Source organism: Streptomyces sp. NPDC001985 (genome assembly GCF_040296845.1).
In the GTDB taxonomy this organism is placed as follows: domain Bacteria; phylum Actinomycetota; class Actinomycetes; order Streptomycetales; family Streptomycetaceae; genus Streptomyces.
Map to the genome: position 1 here is coordinate 1 of NZ_JBEOYB010000099.1, position 21,234 is coordinate 21,234.

At 72.4% G+C, this 21,234-nt stretch carries 16 protein-coding genes and 1 pseudogene; 12 read left to right on the plus strand and 5 right to left on the minus strand.

The window, feature by feature from the left end; genetic code table 11:
• The 5 genes and pseudogenes from ABT122_RS30210 to ABT122_RS30230 form a co-directional block, all read left to right on the plus strand.
• Positions 1 to 252, plus strand: a pseudogene (locus tag ABT122_RS30210) (hypothetical protein); the annotation flags it as partial.
• A 268-nt stretch (positions 253 to 520) separates the two neighbouring features.
• Positions 521 to 694: a hypothetical protein gene (locus ABT122_RS30215; RefSeq protein ID WP_351558758.1), complete on the plus strand. Its 174-nt coding sequence runs from the start codon at positions 521 to 523 to the stop codon at positions 692 to 694.
• A gap of 2 nt (positions 695 to 696) precedes the next feature.
• A complete protein-coding gene (locus tag ABT122_RS30220; RefSeq protein ID WP_351558760.1) occupies positions 697 to 954 on the plus strand; it encodes a hypothetical protein in 258 nt (85 codons plus the stop codon).
• Positions 955 to 976: 22 nt separating this feature from the next.
• Entirely contained in the window at positions 977 to 1,243 is a 267-nt protein-coding gene (locus ABT122_RS30225; RefSeq protein ID WP_351558761.1) for a hypothetical protein, read from the plus strand.
• A gap of 443 nt (positions 1,244 to 1,686) precedes the next feature.
• Positions 1,687 to 2,502, plus strand: a complete 816-nt coding sequence (locus tag ABT122_RS30230) for a phosphotransferase (RefSeq protein WP_351558763.1) — start codon at positions 1,687 to 1,689, stop codon at positions 2,500 to 2,502.
• A gap of 40 nt (positions 2,503 to 2,542) precedes the next feature.
• Here the strand turns inward: ABT122_RS30230 and ABT122_RS30235 are convergent, their stop codons facing one another.
• The 3 genes from ABT122_RS30235 to ABT122_RS30245 form a co-directional block, all read right to left on the minus strand.
• Entirely contained in the window at positions 2,543 to 3,868 is a 1,326-nt protein-coding gene (locus ABT122_RS30235) for a VanZ family protein (protein ID WP_351558765.1), read from the minus strand.
• Between the two features lie 77 nt (positions 3,869 to 3,945).
• Positions 3,946 to 4,341, minus strand: coding sequence for a hypothetical protein (locus ABT122_RS30240; protein ID WP_351558767.1), 396 nt, complete (start codon positions 4,339 to 4,341; stop codon positions 3,946 to 3,948).
• 456 nt (positions 4,342 to 4,797) lie between these two features.
• A complete protein-coding gene (locus tag ABT122_RS30245; RefSeq protein WP_351558769.1) occupies positions 4,798 to 5,955 on the minus strand; it encodes a thiolase C-terminal domain-containing protein in 1,158 nt (385 codons plus the stop codon).
• Positions 5,956 to 6,084: 129 nt separating this feature from the next.
• Here ABT122_RS30245 and ABT122_RS30250 point away from each other — a divergent pair, with 129 nt between their 5' ends.
• Both ABT122_RS30250 and ABT122_RS30255 read left to right on the plus strand, forming a co-directional pair.
• Positions 6,085 to 7,287: an acyl-CoA dehydrogenase family protein gene (locus ABT122_RS30250; RefSeq protein ID WP_351558771.1), complete on the plus strand. Its 1,203-nt coding sequence runs from the start codon at positions 6,085 to 6,087 to the stop codon at positions 7,285 to 7,287.
• Positions 7,287 to 7,784, plus strand: coding sequence for a nitroreductase family deazaflavin-dependent oxidoreductase (locus tag ABT122_RS30255; protein WP_351558773.1), 498 nt, complete (start codon positions 7,287 to 7,289; stop codon positions 7,782 to 7,784). The genes ABT122_RS30250 and ABT122_RS30255 overlap by 1 nt, the downstream gene beginning before the upstream one ends.
• 191 nt (positions 7,785 to 7,975) lie before the next feature.
• On the opposite strand, the gene ABT122_RS30260 is transcribed toward ABT122_RS30255, so the two are convergent.
• Entirely contained in the window at positions 7,976 to 8,791 is an 816-nt protein-coding gene (locus ABT122_RS30260) for an NAD(P)H-binding protein (protein WP_351558775.1), read from the minus strand.
• A 401-nt stretch (positions 8,792 to 9,192) separates the two neighbouring features.
• On the opposite strand from ABT122_RS30260, the gene ABT122_RS30265 reads away from it, so the two are divergent.
• Together ABT122_RS30265 and ABT122_RS30270 are read left to right on the plus strand one after the other, a co-directional pair.
• A complete protein-coding gene (locus ABT122_RS30265; protein WP_351558777.1) occupies positions 9,193 to 13,698 on the plus strand; it encodes a SpaA isopeptide-forming pilin-related protein in 4,506 nt (1,501 codons plus the stop codon).
• A 337-nt stretch (positions 13,699 to 14,035) separates the two neighbouring features.
• Positions 14,036 to 14,731: a L,D-transpeptidase gene (locus tag ABT122_RS30270; RefSeq protein ID WP_451068651.1), complete on the plus strand. Its 696-nt coding sequence runs from the start codon at positions 14,036 to 14,038 to the stop codon at positions 14,729 to 14,731.
• A 65-nt stretch (positions 14,732 to 14,796) separates the two neighbouring features.
• Here the strand turns inward: ABT122_RS30270 and ABT122_RS30275 are convergent, their stop codons facing one another.
• Positions 14,797 to 15,444, minus strand: a complete 648-nt coding sequence (locus tag ABT122_RS30275) for a TetR family transcriptional regulator (RefSeq protein WP_351558780.1) — start codon at positions 15,442 to 15,444, stop codon at positions 14,797 to 14,799.
• Positions 15,445 to 15,639: 195 nt separating this feature from the next.
• Between ABT122_RS30275 and ABT122_RS30280 the strand changes: the two genes are divergently transcribed.
• The 3 genes from ABT122_RS30280 to ABT122_RS30290 all read left to right on the plus strand — a co-directional run bounded on the left by ABT122_RS30280 (position 15,640) and on the right by ABT122_RS30290 (position 21,107).
• Entirely contained in the window at positions 15,640 to 16,518 is an 879-nt protein-coding gene (locus ABT122_RS30280; protein WP_351558782.1) for a VOC family protein, read from the plus strand.
• 183 nt (positions 16,519 to 16,701) lie between these two features.
• Entirely contained in the window at positions 16,702 to 19,071 is a 2,370-nt protein-coding gene (afsK, locus tag ABT122_RS30285; RefSeq protein ID WP_351558784.1) for a protein serine/threonine kinase AfsK, read from the plus strand.
• Between the two features lie 578 nt (positions 19,072 to 19,649).
• Positions 19,650 to 21,107 (plus strand): VCBS repeat-containing protein, encoded by a 1,458-nt coding sequence (locus ABT122_RS30290; RefSeq protein WP_351558786.1) that lies wholly within the window; start codon positions 19,650 to 19,652, stop codon positions 21,105 to 21,107.
• Positions 21,108 to 21,234 lie beyond the last annotated feature (127 nt).

Sequence of the window (21,234 nt, forward strand, 5' to 3'; positions counted from 1 at the left end):
CCCTGGCACCACGCCACCGGCCGGGTGCCGCCCGCTGTCACCGCCGGACACGGCGACGCGCCGACGGCCCTGCGGGCCTGGGCCGGCGACGACACGGCCTGTCAGGACGCACACCAGCGGCTCCGCGCCGGGCACCCGGTGATCGCCGTGTTCGTGGAGCGCGCCGAGCGGTACACGATCATCGTGTGGCCCGTGCCCGTGCGACCGGGGACACCCATGCCCGCACCTCTCAGTGCGGTGAGGCCCTGGTGAACCTCGCCGGAACGGGACCGGTCGCCCGCCTCACGTGCACCGTCTGGTCGGTCCTCCCCACTGCCCTCGCACGGCTCATCAGCCGCATCTCACCGAACCTGCTCCCCGGGCACCCCGATGGGCCGTACCTCATCCGCTGCCACCTGGAACGCCACGGCGAGGGTGAGCACTGGGCGATGGTGTGGCCCGTCGCCGGCCAGGGCGAGGGCATGCTCTGGGCGCACTGGAGCACCCCCGGACTGCCCACCCGTGTCCTCACGCTGCCCATATGCCCCGAAACGGACGGCCCCACAAGGAGTGCGCCCTCTACCAGGGCCACCCGGACGGGCACAGCTACGAACTGACCACGGTTGAGCCGGACGAGCTGCCCGGACCAATCGCCGTGAACCGGCTCAAGACAGCGATCTGGGGCACCAGCACGCACACCGACAGGAACAACTGACCATGAAATTCACGGGCCACCGGGTCGGGAAGGGCTTCATCGTCCGAGACCGGGAAGCAGGCGCGGTCCAGGCACTGCTGTGCCCCGTGCGTGTCTGCGTCCGCACGGTCACCGTCGACCTGGGCCGCATCAGAGCCCACACCCAGTACGGAGCAGACCTCCCCTGCCCGGCCTCCGGGATACCCGTGGACGACCGGGCGCGCCACGTCCTCGGAACCAGCCGCCCATGGGAAACCACCTACACCCACAGACCCCGGTAGACCCGCAGACAGGAGACACCCCATGACACGCAACCTGTCCCCGGCGCGCGCAGCCGCACGGGAACGCGTCATCGAAAGCCGTGCCGACGTGGTGGCCCGTTACACGGGTGGCGAGTCCATCGCCTCAATCGCGCGCGTCTACAACGTCGGTGACGTGTGGCTGAAGGATCGGCTCACCGAGTGGCGCACGCCCCTGCGCACCAAAACGGAATCGGTACACGCCGCATGGGCATGGGAACGCGCCCGGAAGGCCGACCAGGTCTCGACCTTCCGGCGCCCCGCCGACTAGCCCCCAAGCCCCGTCCCCGCCGGTGCCCGCAGCCTGCCCGTGTCCCCCGTCACAGGCAGGCCATCCCCGGCGGGGACGGACCAGACCCCCGTCCGGCTGTGCGTGCTGAGGGTCACCACAGCCGGACGGGACCCGCTTCCGTCCTCGGCGAGAACCGGTGAACCGGACTCCCGGAACGCTCGCCCGAGGACGGACCGCACGCCCCGCCGTGACACCAGGGAGCGGACGCGTGCACCCCCGGACCCAACCGGGCCGGGAAGCACCACAACGAACAGGAGGGTTCAGGCAATGAAGCCGTGGATTCTGGGCGAGTGCGACCACCGTTACGAACCATGGAGCGGGGAGCAGCGCTGTGCCAAGTGCGGTCACACGAAGCGTTAGTTGAGATACGGAGGGGGTGCCGGTACGGTCCGGTGCCCCCTCCGGTACTGAATGAGGGATCAATGACTGAACGAGTCGAGTGGGAAGAACTTCCGGCAGAGTTCCGTGACGCCGTGGAACGGCACACCGGGCCGGTGATCACATCGGAGAGTGTGGCGAGCGGCTTCAACTGCACACTGGCGCTGGTCGTGCACACCCGGGACAGCGGACGGCTGTTCCTCAAAGGCGTACGGCTGTCCGACACGGTCGGGGCGGCGGGGCTGCTCTGTGAAGAGCAGCTCAACGACGTCGTGGGGTGTGTCAGCCCGGCCATCCGACACCGCTTCGAGACGGCCGGCTGGCTCGCCCTGGCGTTCATCCATGTCGACGGGCGGCATGTCGATTATGGGCCCGGCACAGGTGATCTGGGAGCCGTCACGCGCACCATGCGGCGGATGCAGTATCTGCGGGCTCCGGTGTTTCCCGTCCCGCAGCTTGCGGACCGGTTCGCCGGACACCTGAAGCCCGGTGAAGCGGACATGCTCCATGGCGCGCACCTGCTCCACACGGACACCAACCCTCACAACATCATGATCGGCGGAGGCGGACAGGCGTACGTGGTGGACTGGGCTATGCCCGCGCTCGGGCCCCCATGGGTCGACGCCGCATACACGGCCCGATGGCTCATGAGCTTTGGGCAGACCCCTGCGGATGCACTCGCGTGGCTCTCCGGCATCCCCAGTTGGCAACAGGCAGACCCGAGGACCGTTGAGGCGTTCGTGGATGTGACCTGTCGGCAAGCGGTGGCGCAGGTGGGAGAGCGAGGATCAGCGACCACCAACGCCCAGTTCCGGCATCTGCTCGACACGCCGCGCCCGCGCCTTTTCCGGCGGACGTAGCCACCGAACCGCCCCGTCCGTCTGCTGTCCCCGTGGCGGATCAGCGGGGCTTACTCTTCGCCCTGGTCGCCCCCGCCCCCCCCGGTTGTGCGGGTTGGGCGTCGGGGGTGACCCGTTCGCCCGTGACGGCGTCGAGGAAGAGGTTCGGGTCCTGGGTGGCGGTCTTGACACTGGTCATCCACACCGGTCGCCAGGTGCCTCGGACTCTCTGCGCGAGGAGCACGGCGGCCTCGGCCGGGGCGCCGGACATCTTCTTCGCCAGACGCATCGCCTCCTCCCGGAAGACGGACACCGGGGGCAGTTCGGGGTCGGGCTCGGGCTTCGATGCGAACCCCATGATCCGGCCGGTCGCGGTGATGGTGATGTCCAGCCGCATGGGCATCATCACGTCGTCGACGTAGCGCCGGTAGGTCAGTACATAGAGCGGAGTTCCCGCCTCGCCCATGCGGTCGAGGGTCCGGCGGCTGCCCGCCGTGCTGTCCGGGAACCACCGGTGGGCGAACTTCGCTCCGATGGTGAGTGCCTGCGCCCGGTTCAGGTCGCCGTCCTCGATGCGGTTGTCGCTGGACCAGGCGCGCTCCAGCGCCTTCTCGGGCCACCGGCCGGTGATCTCGCCGCGGTTGGTGACGACGGTGATGCGCCGGCTCTCGCCGTTGAGGTCAGTGACGGTCTCCTCCGTCCTGGTGCCGGGACCGAAGACCTCCTCCGCGACCTCCGCCATCCACGCGTCCGAACCGTCCAGGGCCAGCAGTTGGTTCTCCCGCGCCCTCTCGGCGGCGACCGCGTCGACGGTGGAGACCGAGGTCTGGAACCAGACGGCCAGGACAGCGGCGCCCGCCAGGGCGATCCCGGTGCCCCACGACCAGTCCCGGAGCGCGCGCTCGGTCCTCGGTGCGCGGGTTCGCAGCCAGAGCGCCGCCGCGCAGGCCCCAGCCACCGCGCCCGTGGCGTTGGCCACGAGATCGGTGGCGCTGCAGGCACGGCCCAGGCTGCCGGTGGCCTGGACGAGTTCCACCGTCCCACTGCCGAGGACCGCGACGGCCGTCACGGTCACGGGACGGCGGAACACGAGTGTTCCCAGGAGCGCGGCCGGCACGAACAGGGCGATGTTCAGCAGCGCACTCGGGGAGGTGAGGAGGCGGGAGGGGGAGCCGGTGTCACAGAGCCCCTCCATGGCGGCCCCGGCGTTCCCCGGCAACAGGGTCACGGTCAGTACTCCCGCCAGGGACACCGCCAGCAGCACCGGGAGGAGGAGGGGGCGTTTGCGGGTGGCCGTGACGAGGGCGGTGGGGAGGGCGAGGAGCACGGCCATCACGCAGAAGACCGGCACGAGGCCGGAAACGGCGCCGATTGACGCTTCAATCATCAGAGTGGTCTTTCCGCGTACTGGAGGGAGGGAGATGGGCAGGGAGTTGCCCGTCTCCCTCCGTCAGTGGGAGATGATCAGCAGAAGGTCAGGGTAGGCGTGGTGTACTTGCCGCTGCTGGCAATCATGTAGCCGGTGGCCTTGCAGTCGGGAGCGTGACTGGCCTTGGGCAGACCGCCCCACGACTTCCCCTTGGTCTGCCCTGCCGATATCGACCGGGCGTCGTCCTTGATCAGCTTCGTCGTGGTCCACAGGGCGAGCTGGATTTGCGTTGTGCTGCCACCCGTCTTCTTGTACTGGGTGGCCGAGAAGAAGACGCTGGGGTTTCCGCTGACGTAGCGGCCGTCCGTAGCCTCGAAGTACAGGATTCCGTTGGACAACTGAGTTTCCGTCGACTTCGCGTGCGCGGCGCTGCCGGCGAACAACACAAGTGCTGCGGTCGCGGCGGTTACCGCCATGGCGCGTCGGATCATGATTCAGCCTCCCGTACGAGTCGCTGCTTCCCTCCTGAGGCGTCCTCAGGTATCGGCGGCGCTCACGGAAAGTACATAGGGAGCTCGCGGGCCGTCCAAGCTTTATGCTCGGTGATGGCGCGGACTGGGCATGTCGAGCGCTGTTATTCGGCCTTACCGAAGAGTCCGATTCCCCCCAGGGCGGGGGCTGGTGAATCAGTTTCAACCATGATCGGCCACTGGATATCACCGACCCGTTTGGCGGGAAAATGGTCGATTCCACTGGGCATCCACCCCACGTTCCCCACTGGGGGCGTCACTTGGCGTGACTGCCTGCCCTGGGTGCCTCGTGTCTTGTTCTCCCCCGAAAGGCAGCTCTGGGACGGTTTGAGGACGGCCCCCGCGCCACAGGCCCCCGCACCAGACGGCCCCCGCACGGCGCCCCCCCAGGGCGCCCGCCCCAGGGCTCCCCCGGTGTCAGGCGCGGGAGAGGATCACCGTGCCCGCGGAGCAGAACCACCCCCCGGTCCCCGACACCACCCCCATCCGCGGCTCCCCCCGCACCTGGTGCGCCCCCGCCTCTCCACGGAGTTGCCGCACTGCCTCCACCAGCAGGAACAGTCCCCGCATCCCGGGGTGGCACGCGGAGAGGCCGCCTCCGTCCGTGTTCACGGGCAGCTCCCCGGCCGGGCCGATCCGGCCTTCCTCCACGAATGCCCCGCCCTCCCCCTTCGCGCAGAACCCCAGATCCTCCAGGGTCACCAGCGTCATATAGGTGAAGGCGTCATAGATCTCGGCGATATCCATGTCCGAGGGAGTGAGCCCGGCGCGTGCGAACGCCAGCCGGCCCGAGACCGCCGCCGGTGAGACCGTGAAGTCGTCCCATCCGTCCATGGTCGCGTGCGAGACGTACTCCCCGGTGCCGAGCACCCACACGGGCTCCTTGGCCGTATCGGCCACGTACTCCTCCGCCACCAGCAGCACCGCGCACCCCCCGTCGCTGCGGACGCAGCAGTGCAGCTTAGTGAAGGGGTCCGCGATCATCGGGCCGCTCAGCACGTCGTCCACGGTGATCGGTTCGCGGAACATCGCGTCCGGGTTCCGGGCCGCGTGGGCCCGCGCCTGCACGGCGACCGAGGCGAGCTGCTCCAGCGTGGTGCCGTACTCGTGCATATGGCGCCGGGCCGCCATCGCGTACTTGGCGATCAGGGTATGGCCGTACGGCGCCTCGAACTGGAGCGGGCCCCGGGCTCCGAGAGAGAGCCCCGCGGTGCGTCTGCGGGCCTTGATGTCGGCGCGGGCGGTGGAGCCGTAGACGAGCAGGACGGCGTTGGCGTGCCCGGCCGCGATCGCGTCGGCGGCATGGGCCGCCAGCACCTCCCAGGTCGCCCCGCCGACGGAGGTGGAGTCCACCCAGCGCGGCTTGAGCCCGAGGTAACCGGCGACCTCGACCGGGGCGAGCGCACCGAGCCCGGCGGAGGCGAAGCCGTCGACGGCCGAGCGGTCGAGCCCGGAGTCGGCGAGGGCGCGGCGGGCGGCCTGGGCGTGGAGGGTGTAGGGGGTGGGGCCGTCGACGCGACCACAGTCCGAGAGGGACACACCGGCGATGGCGACCTTGCGCGAGAAGGCGGACATGAATCTGACGGTACATCAGATAAGAACGGGCGGGACCACCCCCCGCGCCCCCCCGCCGGACCCCCGCCCCTCTGGGAATCTGACGCCGCCCGGCCTAATATGACGCGCCGTCAGAGATGGAGGGCTCCCATGGTCACCGCCCGCACCACCCTCACCCCCGAACAGCGCGAGATCAGCCGCACCCTGCGCGAACTGCTGGCCAGGGAGTGCGGCCCGCACGAGGTCAGGGCCGCCACCCGGACCCCCGACGGCCACGACCCGGCCCTGTGGACACTGCTCTCCGGCCGGCTCGGCCTCCCCGGCCTCGCCATCCCCGAGGCGTACGGGGGAGTCGGGTGCGGCCTCCCCGAACTCGCCCTCGCCTGCGAGGAGACCGGCCGCGCCCTCCTCCCCTCCCCGCTGCTGCCGACCGCCGGGCTGGCCGCCCCCCTGATCACCGCGCTCGGCACCCCCGCCCAGCGCGACGGCCTGCTCCCTCGCCTCGCGGGCGCCGCCCTGACCTGCGCCCTCGTCCTCCCGGGCGGCAGCCTCACCACCGCGCTCGGCCTGATCGGCGACAACGCGCCGGGGGAGTGGGCCGGCGGCGGCCGGGCGGGCGGGACGCAGGCCCGGCCCGCCCCCGACGGGGGCTGGCTGCTCTACGGAGAGGCGGGCCAGGTCCTCGCCGGGCACAGCGCCGGACTCCTGCTGGTCGCCGCGCACACCGGCGGCTTCCCCCGGAGCCGGACCCTGCTCTTCCTGGTGCGGGCGGACGCCGCGGGCCTGACCCGCACCCGGCTCACCGCCCTGGACGAGACCCGGCCCCAGGCCCGGATCGAGTTCCGTGACTGCCCGGCCGAACTCCTCGGCGACGACAGCGGTACGGAGGTGCCGGCCGCGCTCGCCGGCACCGGCGCCTGGGCGGCGGCGCTGCTCGCGGCGGAGTCGGTGGGGACGGCCGCCCGCGCGCTGGACCGGACGGTGGAGCATGTCCGGCAGCGGGAGCAGTTCGGCCGCGCGATCGGCTCGTTCCAGGCGGTGCAGCACCGGCTGGCCGATCTCTACGTACGCGTCCAGGCGGCCCGCTCGGCGGCGTACCACGCGGCCCGGGAGCCGGCGGGCGCGGGGCTCGCGCTGGCGCAGTGCCTGGAGACGGCGCGTACGGTGACGGCCGAGGCGGTGCAACTGCACGGCGGGATCGGCTTCACCTGGGAACACGACGCCCAGCTCTACTTCAAGCGGGCCGCCGGCGACGAGCTGCTCTTCGGCCCCGTCCACCGGCTGCGGGACCGGGCGGCCGAGGCGGCCGGCCTCTTCACGGATCTGTACGCCGCGCGCCCGGAGGCGGTCTGATGCCCCGGCCGGCCGGCGCCCCGCTGGGCGTACGACTGGTCCGCAGGCTCTCCTCCACCAGGGCCTTCGCCCGGACGGCACCCCATGTCGTCCCCGCGCTGGACAGCGCCGTCCACCGGCTGACGGGCGGCCGGGCCATGCTGAGCACCCTGATGCTGCCGGGGCTCGTCCTCACGGCCAGGGGCGCGAGGACCGGGCTGCCCCGGGCCATTCCGCTGGCCTGCCTCCCCCGTGAGGACGGTTCCTGGATTCTGATCGGCTCGAACTTCGGGCGGGAGCGCCATCCCGCATGGACGGGGAATCTGCTGGCGCATCCGGAGGCGGAGATCAGCTGGAAGGGGGTGGACGTGGCGGTGCGGGCACGGTTGCTGGAGGGGGAGGAGAGGGAGGAGGTGTGGGAGCGGGTGCTGAGGCTCTGGCCTCCGTACGCCACGTACCAGGCGAGAATCCCCCGCCAGATCCGCCTCTTCGCCCTGACCCGCAGCCCTTCCGGCTGACGCCCCGGGACGGGCCCGCACGGCGCGGGCCCGCACGGCGCGGGCCCGGTCCGGGGGCTCGGGCCACCGCACCCCGCACCCGAGCGCCCCCGGAACAACCGGCGCCCCCGGAACAACCGGCGCCCCCGGAACAACCGGCGCCCCCGGAAGAACCAGCGCGCCCGGAGCAACCGGCGCGCCCGGAAGAACCCCTACCCCCCGAGCCCCGAGAAGTCCGCACCCTCCACCCACTCCCCGAACCCCTTCGCCTCACGCCCCAGCGCCCGCCGCACCCCGTCCCCCGGGACCGCGCTTCCGTCCGCCGCGATATGGGCGAGGAAACGGGCCATCAGCTCGGCGAAGTCGCGGGAGTAACCGCGCGCGGTCTGTTCGGCGACATAGGTGTCGTGGTCCACCGGGGTGTAGGTGATCGGCCGGCCGGTGGCGGCGGAGATCCCGGCGACGGCCTCCCGGAAGGTCAGGGCGCGGGGGCCGGAGAGGCTGTACGTCTCGGAGGCGTGGCCGTCCTCCGTCAGCGCGGCGACCGCGACCTCCGCCAGGTCGTCCAGATCGATGAAGGGCTCATGGCCCCCGCCCGTCGGCACACGCAGCTCGCCCTCGGCGAGCGGGACGGAGAACCAGGGCTCCTCGGTGAAGTTCTGGCTGAACCAGGCGGGGCGCAGAATCGTCCACGCCAGGCCGGATTCCCGCACGGCCCGCTCCGTGGCGAGCAGCTCCCCGCTGCCGTCGTCCAGCTCCGCGAGAGTGCGGGCCGACAGCAGCACCAGCCGCTCCACCCCCCGCTCCCTGGCGGCCTTCGCGAAGGCGGTGACCTGGCCGGGTGCCTCGGCGGTCTGCGAGTCGACGACGTACACGGCGCGGACACCGGCGAGCGCCGGGTCCCAGGAGCCCTCATCGGTCCAGTCGAACCGCACCGGACCCGACCGGGACGCCGCCCTGGCCCCGATGCCGCGCCGCCGCAGCAGCTCGGCGACCCGGCGGCCGGTCTTGCCGGTGCCACCGAGCACCAGAACGGAGTACGCGGAGGCGGAGGCGGAGGCGGAGAGGGCAGAGGAAGAGGGCGAGGGAGCGGGGGAAGAGGGCGAGGGAGAGGACGAAAGGGGCGAGGGAGAAGAGGTCATGGGTCCAGTCAACCGGGACCGCCCCGCCACGGGGATGCCCCGCCGTCCCCCGGTGATGTCCATCCGTCCCGCCCCGCCCCGGAAGCCCCCGGAAGCCCCCGGAAAACACGCCAGGAAATTGACGGATTACCGCACCGATCGCGCGGCCGGGTGATTGATCGATCCTTATTCCGTTTATACGGGAGTGTCGTCCACTCCCTTCTCTTTCTCCTGCTCAGCCTGTGCACAGAATTTCCGGACAGAGACCTCACAGGAGAACTCGACGTATGAGAGCAATCCTCGCGCGATTGCGACAACGGTCCTGGACCGCAGGCATGGCCTGTGCCGTCCTCGCCGCAGCGGCACCCGCCCTCGCCCTCGGGCCCGGCGCGCTGCCGACCGGTGCCGCACAGGCCCCGGCCGGGAAGATCACCACCACGAAGGCCGTGGCCGCCGCGCCGCTGCCGGGCGGGCTCGGGCCCTGCATTCCGGGCGACTGCCCCGACCCGTTCCCCCCGATCAGCAATGGCCCCATCATGGGGCGCGACGCCAACATCAATGTCTTCGTGGGCAACGACTTCCTCGTACGCGAGCGGGCCGCCGAGGCCGAGGGCAAGGTCGTCGTCCTCGACGACTTCGACCAGAACAAGTCCGCCGGCGGCAGTGTCATCTACAACGTCGGCATCGTCGGCGTCGGCTCCCGGGTCCCGCCCCCGGACGGTTCGGACTTCCTGACCACCGGCGGCGATGTCACCATCGCCCCCGGTCAGCGGCTGCTCGCCGAGGGCGGGGTGGTCCGCCACGCGGGCACCGCCACCGGCACCATCATCGCCGACGACGTCATCCAGGACCCGAACGCGGCGGCCCCCTACCTCGCCCTGCGGGATCAGCTCACCGACGCCAGCCAGTGCTACGCCCGGGACGAGAACGGGCCCCGGCCCGCCACCGGCACCGCCGTCAACAACGGCAGCGAGACGGTCTTCACCGGCGACGGCACCTCGGCTCTCCAGGTCTTCAACGTCGACTTCAACATGACCACGGCGAGCGGCGGGCAGCAGGGACTGACCTTCGCCAACATCCCCGCCACCTCCACCGTGCTGATCAATGTCGTCGGCGCCAACCGCTCCATCAACACCTACAGCGGGGAACTCACCGACGGCAGTTCGTTCAACGCGCTGCGCGAGCGGCTGCTGTGGAACTTCCCCGACGCCACCGCCGTGGGGCTGCGCGGCACGGGACAGTTCCAGGGCAGTGTCCTGGTCGGCAACCAGGCCTCCACGACCACGGTCACCCTCCCCGGGGTGAACGGCCGCTTCTTCTCCACCGGCTCCCTCACCCACACCAGCGTGGTCGGCGGCGGTGGCGGCCAGGAGTTCCACGCGTACCCCTTCAACGGCGATCTGCCGGACTGCGAGGCCGTCCCGGTCACCGCTCCCGTGCGGGTCGTGAAGCGGGACAGCGAGACCCTCGCCCCGCTCGCGGGCGCCACCTTCGAGCTGTGGGAGGAGACCAACGGCGTCGCGGGTCTCCAGACCACCGGCGCCACCCCGGACACCCAGGTCGGTGACGAGTGCGTCACGGGCGCCGACGGCGTCTGCTCCCGTACCGTCATCCTCGGTACGTACTACTGGCGCGAGACGGCCGCACCACCGGGGTACGACCTCCCGCTGAACCCGGTCTTCGGCCCGCTGGTCCTCGGCCCGGACAATGTCCCCGACGGGGTCACGGTCAACGCCGACAACAGCAGGACCCCGGTCACCGGCGAGGTGTCCGTCGAGAAGACGGACGCGGTCACCGGCGCTCCCCTCGCGGGCGCGGTGTTCGAGCTGTGGGAGGACACCAACGGGGTCGCCGGTCTCCAGACCTCCGGCTCCAACCCCGACACCCAGTTCAACGGCACCTGCACCACCGACGCGATCGGCGAGTGCGCCTTCACCGTCGAGACGGGCACCTACTACTGGCGCGAGATCACCCCGCCGCCCGGGTACGACCTCCCCGGCGACCCGGTCTTCGGTCCGCTCGTCCTCACCGAGGAGAACGCGGCGGGCGGCGTCAATGTGAACGTCGAGAACACCCAGACCCCGGCGATCACCGGCGATGTCACCGTCGTCAAGACCGACGCGATCACCGGCGACCCGCTCGCCGGAGCCGGCTTCCAGCTGTGGGAGGAGACCAACGGCGTTCCCGGTCTCCAGACCTCCGGAGCCGACCCCGACACCCAGATCGGCGCGGTCTGCACCACGGGCGCCGACGGCGTCTGCACCCGCAATGTCGAGATCGGGACCTACTACTGGCAGGAGACCTCGGCACCGCCCGGGTACGACCTCCCGGTGAACCCGGTCTTCGGTCCGCTGGTGCTGACCGCCGAGAACGCCGCCGACGGCGTATCGGTCACCGCGCAGAACGCGCAGACCCCCGTCATCGAGGGTGATGTGACGGTGGTCAAGACGGACGCCGCCACCGGTGACCCGCTGGCGGGCGCGGTGTTCGAGCTGTGGGAGGAGACCAACGGGATTCCGGGTCTCCAGACCACGGGCGCGGACCCCGACACCCAGAACAACGGTCCCTGCACCACCGTCGCGAGCGGTGAGTGCACCCGTACGGTCGAGGTCGGTACGTACTACTGGCGGGAGATCACGGCGCCGCCCGGGTACGACCTGCCGGCGAACCCGGTCTTCGGTCCGCTGGTGCTGACCGAGGAGAACGCCGCCGACGGCGTCACCGTCACGGCGGAGAACACCGCCACCCCGGCCGTCACCGGCGATGTCACCGTCATCAAGACGGACGCCGCCACCGAGGCCCCGCTGGCGGGCGCGGTGTTCGAGCTGTGGGAGGAGACCAACGGCATCCCCGGTCTCCAGACCACGGGCGCGGACCCCGACACCCAGAACAACGGCACCTGCACCACGGGCGCCGACGGCGAGTGCACCCGCACCGTCGAGGTCGGCACGTACTACTGGCGGGAGATCACCGCGCCGCCCGGGTACGTCCTCCCCGCGGAGCCGGTCTTCGGTCCGCTGGTGCTGACCGCCGAGAACGCCTCCCAGGGTGTCACCGTGAACGCGGAGAACACCCAGACCCCGGCGATCACGGGCGAGGTGTCCGTCGTCAAGGTCGACGCCGCCACCGGTGACCCGCTGGCGGGCGCGGTGTTCGAGCTGTGGCACGAGACGAACGGCGTCGAGGGGCTCCAGACCTCGGGTCCGAACCCGGACAGCCAGATCAACGGTCCCTGCACCACACCGGCGAACGGCACCTGCTCGGACACGGTCGAGGTCGGTACGTACTACTGGCGGGAGATCACGGCGCCGCCCGGGTACGACCTGCCGGCGAACCCGGTCTTCGGCCCGCTGGTCCTCACCGAGGAGAACGCCGCCGACGGTGTCTCGGAGACCGCGCAGAACGACCGGACGCCCGTGATCACGGGCGAGGTGACGGTCGTCAAGACGGACGCCGAGACGGACGCCGCCCTCGCGGGCGCGGTGTTCGAGCTGTGGGAGGAGACCAACGGGATTCCCGGTCTCCAGACCACCGGAGCGAACCCCGACACCCAGAACAACGGCACCTGCACCACGGGCGCCGACGGCGAGTGCACCCGCACCGTCGGGGTCGGTAGCTACTACTGGCGGGAGATCACCGCGCCGCCGGGTTACGACCTGCCGGACAACCCGGTCTTCGGTCCGCTGGTGCTGACCGCCGAGAACGCCTCCCAGGGCGTGATCGTCAACGCCTCCAACACCCCGACCCCCGCCGTCACGGGTGACGTGACGGTCGTCAAGGAGGACGCGGAGAGCGGCGACCCGCTGGCCGGCGCGGTGTTCGAGCTGTGGGAGGAGACCAACGGCATCCCCGGTCTCCAGACCACGGGCGGAAACCCCGACACCAAGGTCGGTGCCAACTGCACCACGGGTGCCGACGGCGAGTGCACCCGCACCGTCGGCGTCGGTACGTACTACTGGCGGGAGATCACGGCGCCGCCCGGTTACGACCTGCCGGCGAACCCGGTCTTCGGTCCGCTGGTGCTGACCGAGGAGAACGCCGCCGACGGCGTCACCGTCACGGCGGAGAACACCGAGACCCCCGTGGTCAGGGGCGATGTGACCGTCGTCAAGGAGGACGCGGACACGGGCGAGACGCTCGCGGGCGCCGTCTTCCAGCTGTGGGAGGAGACCAACGGCATCCCCGGTCTCCAGACCACCGGCATCAACCCGGACACCACCGTGGGCGCCCCGTGCACCACCGGTGCCAACGGGGTCTGCTCCCGCACGGTGGAGCTGGGCACCTACTACTGGCAGGAGACGGCGGCTCCGCCCGGCTACGACCTGCCGGCGAACCCGGTCTTCGGGCCGCTGGTGCTCACCGCGGCCAACGCCCCCCAGGGCGTCACCGTGACCGCCGACAACACCAAGTCGCCCGAGGTCAAGGGCAGGATCACGCTCCACAAGACCGACGCCAAGAACGGCCGTGACCTGGCCGGCGCGGTGTTCGAGCTGTGGGAGGAGACCAACGGGGTTCCCGGTCTCCAGACCACGGGATCGGGCGGCAACCCGTCCGACACCCCGGTCGGCAACGGCTGCTCCACGGACGCCGAGGGGACATGTCTCTTCGACAACCTGGATCTCGGGACGTACTACCTGCTGGAGACCGATGTGCCCGAGGGCTATGTGCTCCCGGACAACCCGGTCTTCGGTCCCTTCGAGATCACCGCGGAGAACGCCGCCGACGGAGTGACCGTCGACATCGCCAACAAGCGCGGTGAGCCCGGCAAGGGCAAGGGCGACAAGGGAGGCCGGGTCCTGTCCCACAAGGGCTGACCGGGGAACTTCCTGAAGTCCCGTGAGGGCGTGGGTGGGCCGACCGGCCCGCCCGCGCCCTCACCGGTTTGGCCCGCCGCCTGGGGCGGACCCCGGCGTCCGCTGATACCTGTGGGTGGGGGGCCAACGGGATCGGAGTACGGATATGCGAGGAAGGTCCGACAGGACGAACAGGCCGCCCGGCGGGTCCGGCGGTATACGGGCCGCCGACGGGTACCCGGCGCGGGCGCCCGGCACCGCCACCCCACCACCCGCACCACCCCCGGTCTCACCACCCGCACTCGCACCCGCTCCGGGCGCGCGGCGCACGGCCGCCCGGTCCGCCGCCGCCCTCGTCCTGGCCGCGGCGGCCCTCACCGCCGGCCTCGCCGCCCCCGCCCGCGCGGCGGCCCACGGCACCGGCGGGGCCACCGCCACCGCCCGGTCCGCCGCCCCCGCGCCCTGCGCCGCCCGCACCGGGCCCTATCAGCGGCCCGTGGAGGAGTATCTGGGGCGGCCCGTGGACGGCGTCCAGTCCACCGCCGACTGCGAGGCCATCCGCACCTTCCAGACCCAGCAGGCGCTCACCCCCGCCGACGGGTACGCCAACCTCGCCACCCACCGCTGGATCGTCGCCCTCAAGGCCCGCGCCAACCCCAATGAGGCCGGGGACTGCCCGGTCCGCTCCCACCGCGTGACCTGCGTCGACCTCGACCGCCAGCTTCTGTGGGTGCAGCGCGGCACCCGGGTGGTCCTGCCGCCGGTGCCGATCCGCACCGGGCGCGACAGCGAGGAGACCCGCCTCGGCTGGCACTCCATCTACTGGCGCAGCAAGGACCATGTCTCCACGATCTACAACAACGCGCCCATGCCGTACGCCCAGTTCTTCGACGGGGGGCAGGCCCTGCACGGCCGTCTCGACGATCTCTACGACGGCGGGGGCTCCGCGGGCTGTGTGAATCTGCGCCTGGCGGACGCGGAGGCGCTGTGGAATCTGCTGGGCATCGATGACCAGCTCTACATCTGGGGCGTCAAGCCGGGGACGGACGGCTGAGCCCGGGCCGCCTCCCCGAGGGGCGGTGACCTTCGGAGCGGGACCCGCGCCCGGGGCGCGGGTCCCTACTTCGTGGGCTTGCGGCCCGTGATGCCGAGGTGCACCAGCAGGGCGAGGTTCGGCTTCAGCTCGGCCTGCTTCACACCCCAGGTGGTGAAGCCCTTCTGGTGCGAGGCGACCGCGGCCAGCATCGCGACCAGCGAACCGGCCATCGCGGCGGGGCTGACGTCCTTGTCCACCCGGCCCTTGGCCTGGAGCTCCTTCACCGACTCCGTGAGGGAGTTGGTGACCGAGTTCAGGATCTTCATACGGATCTTGTAGAACCGCTTATCGCCCTCGGCGGCCCCCAGGTCCACGACCCGCAGGATCGCGTCATGGCGGCGCCAGAAGTCGAGAAAGCCCTCGACCAGGTCCTCGGAGGTCTGCCAGGCCGCTTTCCCGGCCCAGCTCCGCCCGGAGACCAGAGCGGTGAGCCCAGCGCCCTCTTTCGCCATTTCCTCGGCGATTTCGAGAACGGCGCCCTCGACATCGGGGAAATACTGATAGAAGGTCGCGGGTGACGTGCCCGCCTTCCGGGCCACGTCGATGACCTTGACGTCCCGGTACGGCGACGAGCTGAGCATCTCGCTGAGGCAGTCGAGCAGCTTCTGCCGCGTCGCCTGCCCACGTCGTCCGGCCACCCGGCCGTCGACAGTGCGTACTTGTCCTGTCATGCCGTCAGCTTACCGACGGGTGATCGGCGCGCGATTCGGCCGACTGCAAATGGGGTGCGGGCCGGGCGGGCGGTCGGCGCCGGGGAGTGATCAAATGTTCGATTTCATCCGCTGCGATGCCCGCGATGCCCCGTTAGCGTGAGGGCAGTGCGCGTGTGACGAGCACCACGGCGGGCGACGGAAGGAGTCGGGCCCATGGCCGCATTTCCGGAGGGTACGCCGTGCTGGGTGGACGCGGCGCTCCCCGACACCGAGGCAGGGGCGCGTTTCTACGGGGAACTGCTCGGCTGGACCTTCCACCGCGGCGACGGCCCCCGGGTGGACGCCCGCTCCGACGGCGCGCTCGTCGCCGCGCTCGCCCCGAAGGGGGACGGCCGGATGCCCACGGTGTGGAGCGTCTACTTCGCCACCGACGACGCCCACGCCCTCGCGGCCCGGATCACGGCGGCCGGCGGACAGGTGATCACCTCGCCGGTGCCCGTGGGCCGGTACGGCACCGTCGCCGTGGCGGCCGACCCCGGCGGGGCGGTCTTCGGGCTCTGGCAGGCCGGTGAGCGGGCGGGCTTCGAGACGCGGGGCGTCCCCGGCGCGTACTGCTGGACCGAGGTCTACACCTGGGACAAGGAGCGGGTCGACCCCTTCTACGAGGAGGTCTTCGGCTTCACCGGGACCGATCTGCCCCGGGGGCCCGCCGTGCCCCCGGACCCCGACCCCGGCGACACCATGGACATCCGCCTCTGGTCGCCCCGGCCCGCCGCCGGATTCCCGGACGGCCCGGACGGCCCGGACGGCCCGGACGGCCCGGACGGCCCGGACGCCCCGGCGGGAGCGGGGGCGGGGGCGGGCGGCGGGAACGCCGTCGCGGGCCGCTGTGTTCTCACCGACGCGTTCCCGTCCGAACTGCCCGGTCATTTCCTTGTCTATTTCTGCGTCAAGGATTGCGATGCCGCCGCCGCGACCGCCGTCCGGCTCGGGGGACGCGTCCAGGCACCTCCCTTCGACATCCCCTACGGACGAATCGCCGTACTCACGGACAACCAGGGAGCCTTGTTCGCCGTACTGGCCGAGACCTGACCGGTGTCCGGCGCGCAACCCACTGGCCCGAATCCGGGTTCTGTGCCCGAAAGCGGGTGAGACACCCCGATCCGCCCCCGGGTTCGCCACCGTGGCCTCGGACAGGAAGAATCAGGGTGGGTACCGCCGCTGAGGGTCTCGGTGGTGAGAGAGGGACCCGCTACGGGGAGGTGGCAGGCAGGTATGGAGCAGCTGACGCAGCACGATCCGAGACGGATCGGTCCGTTCGAGGTGCTGGGCCGGCTCGGAGCCGGGGGCATGGGGCTGGTCTATCTCGCCCGGTCGGCGTCCGGCCGCCGGGTGGCGATCAAGACCGTGCGCACCGAACTCGCCGAGGACCAGCTGTTCCGTGTCCGCTTCACCCGCGAGGTGGAGGCCGCCCGCGCCGTCAGCGGCTTCTACACGGCGGCGGTGGTGGACGCCGATCCACGCGCCCCCGTCCCCTGGCTCGCCACGGCCTATGTCCCCGCCCCCTCTCTTGAGGAGATAGTGAACGAGTGCGGGCCCCTCCCGGCCCAGGCGGTCCGCTGGCTCGCGGCCGGGATCGCCGAGGCACTCCAGTCGATCCACGGCGCCGGCCTGGTCCACCGCGACCTCAAGCCGTCGAATGTCCTCGTCGTCGAGGACGGGCCGCGCGTCATCGACTTCGGTATCGCGTCCGGGGTCTCCAACACCCGGCTCACCATGACCAATGTCGCCGTTGGCACCCCGGCGTACATGTCGCCGGAGCAGGCCCGCGACTCGCGCAGCGTCACCGGCGCCAGCGATGTCTTCTCCCTCGGCTCCACCCTGGTCTTCGCGGCCACCGGGCACGCCCCCTTCCACGGCGCCAACCCCGTCGAGACGGTCTTCATGCTGCTGCGCGAGGGCCCCGACCTGGAGGGGCTCCCGGCCGAGCTGCGCCCGCTGATCGAGTCCTGTATGCAGACGGACAAGACCCGGCGGCCCAGCCCGGAGGACCTCCAGTCGCAGCTCGCCCCGCATCTGTTCGCCTCCGGCGGCGACGACAGCGGCACGGCGTCGGCCTGGCTCCCGGGCTCGGCCACGGCCATGATCGAGCTGCGCCGGGGCGGCGGCCGGACGCTGGCGCCCGCCGTGCCCGCCCTCCCCCCGCAGGCCCCGCCGATGCCCTCCGCCCCGCCGCGCGCCGCCCCCGACTGGGACCCGGCGCCCCGCCCGGCGGCGGGCGACCCCCGCACCGGCGCCCCGGCCGGCGCCGGTCCGGTGCGCCTCCCCGGAGTCGGCGTCCCGATCGGCCCCGGCCCCCGGGCCGCCGACCCGGCCCGCGCCTCGGTCGGCCAGGCGGGCCCGGCGACCGGCTGGATTCGCCCTCCGGCCGGACTGAGCGGCCGGACCCCGGCGACCGCGCCCGTACCCGCCCCGGCGCCGCCACCCCCGTCCCCGGCCCCGCCCGCCGGCCCCGCGCACTGGCGGCCGTGGCGCTTCCGCATGTCCAACGACGTCTGGGGCACCCCGGTCGTCGCGGGGGATCTGCTGTACGTCACCTCCTTCGAGGTCCACGCCCTCGACGTGGCCACCGGCCGCCGCCAGTTCAAGACCAAGGACGTGGCCTGGGCCATGGCCGTCGACGGCGGCCGGATTCACGCCTCCGACGGCCCGAGTCTGTACGCCCTCGACGCGACGACCGGCCAGGAGCGCTGGCGCCTCCAGGCGGACGCCTGGGTGTACTCGCTGCGGACCGGGCGGGGGACCGTGCTCACCGGGACGCGCGGCGGCGGCGTCCAGGCCTGGGAGGCGTCCAACGGCGAGAAGCTGTGGGAGCTGGCCGGCGCGCAGACGGACTTCGAGACACCGGAGGCCGGGCCCGTCATCCACGAGGACACCGTCTACGTCTGGAAGGACGCCAGGCTGCGCGCGCTGGAGGCGCGGACCGGGGCCGAGCGCTGGTCCTACCCCATCGGCGACGCCGCCTCCTGCGGCGGGGTCCCCGTCCGGGTGCACCCCGCGCCGGACGGCCAGGTCTATGTCTCGGCCGGCACCCGGGTCCTGGCCATCGAGTCCGCGTCCGGGCGGGTGCGCTGGCACTTCGAGGCGCCCGCCGTCTTCCTCTCCGCGCCGGCCTTCGCCCCCGGGCCCGCCGTCACCGGCGGCGGGGTCTATCTCGCCGACTACCTCGGCACGGTGTACGCGCTGGACGCGGCGACCGGGAAGGACCGCTGGCGCATCGCCACCGAGTCCCGCCAGTCCGCCGAACCGGTCCTGGTCACCGGCGGGAACGTCCATGTCGGCAGCGGGAGCGCGCTCTACACCCTGGACGCGGTGACCGGCACCCCGATGTGGCGCTTCGCCGCGGGCGGCGAGGTCATCGGGGCGCCGGTGGTGGCGGACGGGCGGGTGCACTTCGGCTCGGCGGACCATGTGCTGTACACGCTGGACGCCGCGGGGGGGCAGTTGCGGTGGAAGCTGGCGACGGGTGGGGAGATCACCGGGGCGCCGGTGGTGAGGGGTGGGGTGGTGTACGCGTGCAGCAAGGACCGCTGTGTGTACGCCCTGGACGCGGTGAAGGGGACGGCGACGGGCCGCCCCCGCTGACCACCACTGGCGGCCCCCCTCCCACCGGCGTACCGTCATTCCCGGCGGCCGCCGCCCCGTCCCCCTTCCGTGACCGGAGCGACGGCCGTCCCGCACCCACCCTCTCCGCCGTTCGAGCCGCACCACCCGAGCCCCTCGGGGCAGGCCGAGGCGCACATTCCAGCCCCGCCGGCGTTTGAGCCGCACCACCCCAGCCCCTCGGGCGTTTGAGCCGCACCACCCGAGCCCCTCGGGGTGGGCCGAGGCGCACATTCCAGCCCCGCCGGCGTTTGAGGCGCGGGGGTTCGGGGGCTGGCCCCCGACCGTGGCCCGCACTGTGCGGGGTCCTGTGGCACAGGGTCCGTCCTCAAACTCCCCCAGAGCTGCCTCTGGGAGGTGCCCCCAACAGGCTGAATTTGCTCGGGTTGCCCGTGGCGCAGGGGCCGTCCTCACATGCCGGATGGGACGGGGCGCTCGGGGCCCGGGATCACGTATCACCGGGGGGTGGGGCAACCCTGGCGCGGGCCCGGGGGTCAAGCAGACACGCGGCCGGCCCCCGGGGGCCCCGCGGCCCCCGTCTCCCGACCCAGAGGCCCCACATGACCCGCCGCACCCCCACCCTCCTCGCCGCCCTCGCCGCCCTCACCCTCCCCCTCCTCACCCCGGCCCCAGCCGCCGCCACCCCCACCCCCACCCCCATCCCCCCGCAATCCCCCCCTCTCAAGGACGACTTCAACGGCGACGGCTACCAGGACCTCGCCATCGGCGCCCCCCGGGCGGCCGTCGACGGAAGGAAGTCCGCGGGCCACATCGCGATCGTCCACGGCACCAAGTCCGGCCTGGAGGAGAACGCCCAGCAGAGCATCCGGCGGGGCGCGGACCGCATCCCCGGCCCGGCCCGGGCCGATGACCTCTTCGGCAGAGCCCTCACCTCGGCCGACTTCGACCGGGACGGCTACGCCGACCTCCTCGTCGGCGCCACCGCCACCGAGGAGTCGGAGCGCCCGCTCACCCTGGTCTGGGGCAGCCGGAAGGGACTCGCGGGCGGCCCCGTCCCCGCGGTCCGCCTCGCGGGCGGCGAAGCCTTCCTCACCAGCGGGGACTTCGACGGCGACGGCCACCAGGACGCCACCACGTCGGACGAGCGCGGCACCCTCACCGTGCTGTACGGGCCCTGGGCCAAGGACGGCACCCCCGCCCGCACCTCGGTCACCGCACCCGGCGAGGACGACCACGCGGACCGGATGACCTCCCTCACCGCCGGCGATGTCAACGGCGACGGGATCACCGACGCCGTCGGCCTGTTCGGCGACCCGGGCAACTCCCACGGCGCCGCCTCCCTCGCCTACTGGCCGGGCAGCGCCACCGGACTGAGCCGGACCCGCGCGGAGTTCTGGCGCCCCGGACGCGGCCCGGTGACGGGTGACGCGCTCGCCGTCGGCGAGATCGACCGGGACGGCTACGCCGATATCGTCGTCAGCCGCACCCACCGGGAGACGGACGAGTCGACGACCCCTCCCGGCGGCCAGGTCACCCATCTCCCCGGGTCCCCGCTCGGCCCGGACATCACCCGTGCCCGGGACTTCGACCAGGACAGCCCCGGTGTCGCGGGCACCTCCAAGGACCTCTGGCGCTTCGGATCGGATCTCTCCATCGGCGACATGAACGGCGACGGCTACGGCGAGCTGGCCATCGGCGTCGAGGGCAGGACCGTCGCCGGCAGGAAGAACGCCGGCGGTGTGGTCACGCTCCGGGGCAGCAGGCACGGCCTGCTGACATCCGGCACCCGAAGCCTCACCCAGGACACGAAGAGGGTGGACACCCAGGCGGAGACGGATGACCGCTTCGGCTCCCGCACCAAGCTCGTCGACTTCAACGGCGACGGCCGGAGGGAGCTCGCGGTCACCGCCGAGGGCGAGAACCGGTCGACCGGCATGGTCTGGCTCTTCCGCTCCAACCGCTCGGGCCTCACCCCGGACGGCTTCTTCGTCCACGCGAGCGACGGCGGCATGGCCGCCGCCCCCGGCGACCGCTTCGGCAGCCAGTACACCTCCTGACCGGCCGGGGGGGGGGCGGCCCCCCCGCGCCCCCCCCCCCCCCCCCCCCCCCCCCCCCCCCCCCCCCCCCCCCCCCCCCCCACCCCCCCCCCCCCCCCCCCCCCCCGCCCCCCCCCCCCCCGCGCCC

Excerpts from the sequence above, each read along its gene's own strand:
- ABT122_RS30230 (WP_351558763.1), top strand. The coding sequence starts at position 1,687 with ATGACTGAACGAGTCGAGTGGGAAGAACTTCCGGCAGAGTTCCGTGAC.
- ABT122_RS30255 (WP_351558773.1), top strand. The coding sequence starts at position 7,287 with ATGCCCCGGCCGGCCGGCGCCCCGCTGGGCGTACGACTGGTCCGCAGG.
- ABT122_RS30240 (WP_351558767.1), bottom strand. The coding sequence starts at position 4,341 with ATGATCCGACGCGCCATGGCGGTAACCGCCGCGACCGCAGCACTTGTG.
- ABT122_RS30250 (WP_351558771.1), top strand. The coding sequence starts at position 6,085 with ATGGTCACCGCCCGCACCACCCTCACCCCCGAACAGCGCGAGATCAGC.
- ABT122_RS30220 (WP_351558760.1), top strand. The coding sequence starts at position 697 with ATGAAATTCACGGGCCACCGGGTCGGGAAGGGCTTCATCGTCCGAGAC.
- ABT122_RS30280 (WP_351558782.1), top strand. The coding sequence starts at position 15,640 with ATGGCCGCATTTCCGGAGGGTACGCCGTGCTGGGTGGACGCGGCGCTC.
- afsK (WP_351558784.1), top strand. The coding sequence starts at position 16,702 with ATGGAGCAGCTGACGCAGCACGATCCGAGACGGATCGGTCCGTTCGAG.
- ABT122_RS30245 (WP_351558769.1), bottom strand. The coding sequence starts at position 5,955 with ATGTCCGCCTTCTCGCGCAAGGTCGCCATCGCCGGTGTGTCCCTCTCG.
- ABT122_RS30225 (WP_351558761.1), top strand. The coding sequence starts at position 977 with ATGACACGCAACCTGTCCCCGGCGCGCGCAGCCGCACGGGAACGCGTC.
- ABT122_RS30290 (WP_351558786.1), top strand. The coding sequence starts at position 19,650 with ATGACCCGCCGCACCCCCACCCTCCTCGCCGCCCTCGCCGCCCTCACC.
- ABT122_RS30275 (WP_351558780.1), bottom strand. The coding sequence starts at position 15,444 with ATGACAGGACAAGTACGCACTGTCGACGGCCGGGTGGCCGGACGACGT.
- ABT122_RS30215 (WP_351558758.1), top strand. The coding sequence starts at position 521 with ATGCCCCGAAACGGACGGCCCCACAAGGAGTGCGCCCTCTACCAGGGC.
- ABT122_RS30235 (WP_351558765.1), bottom strand. The coding sequence starts at position 3,868 with ATGATTGAAGCGTCAATCGGCGCCGTTTCCGGCCTCGTGCCGGTCTTC.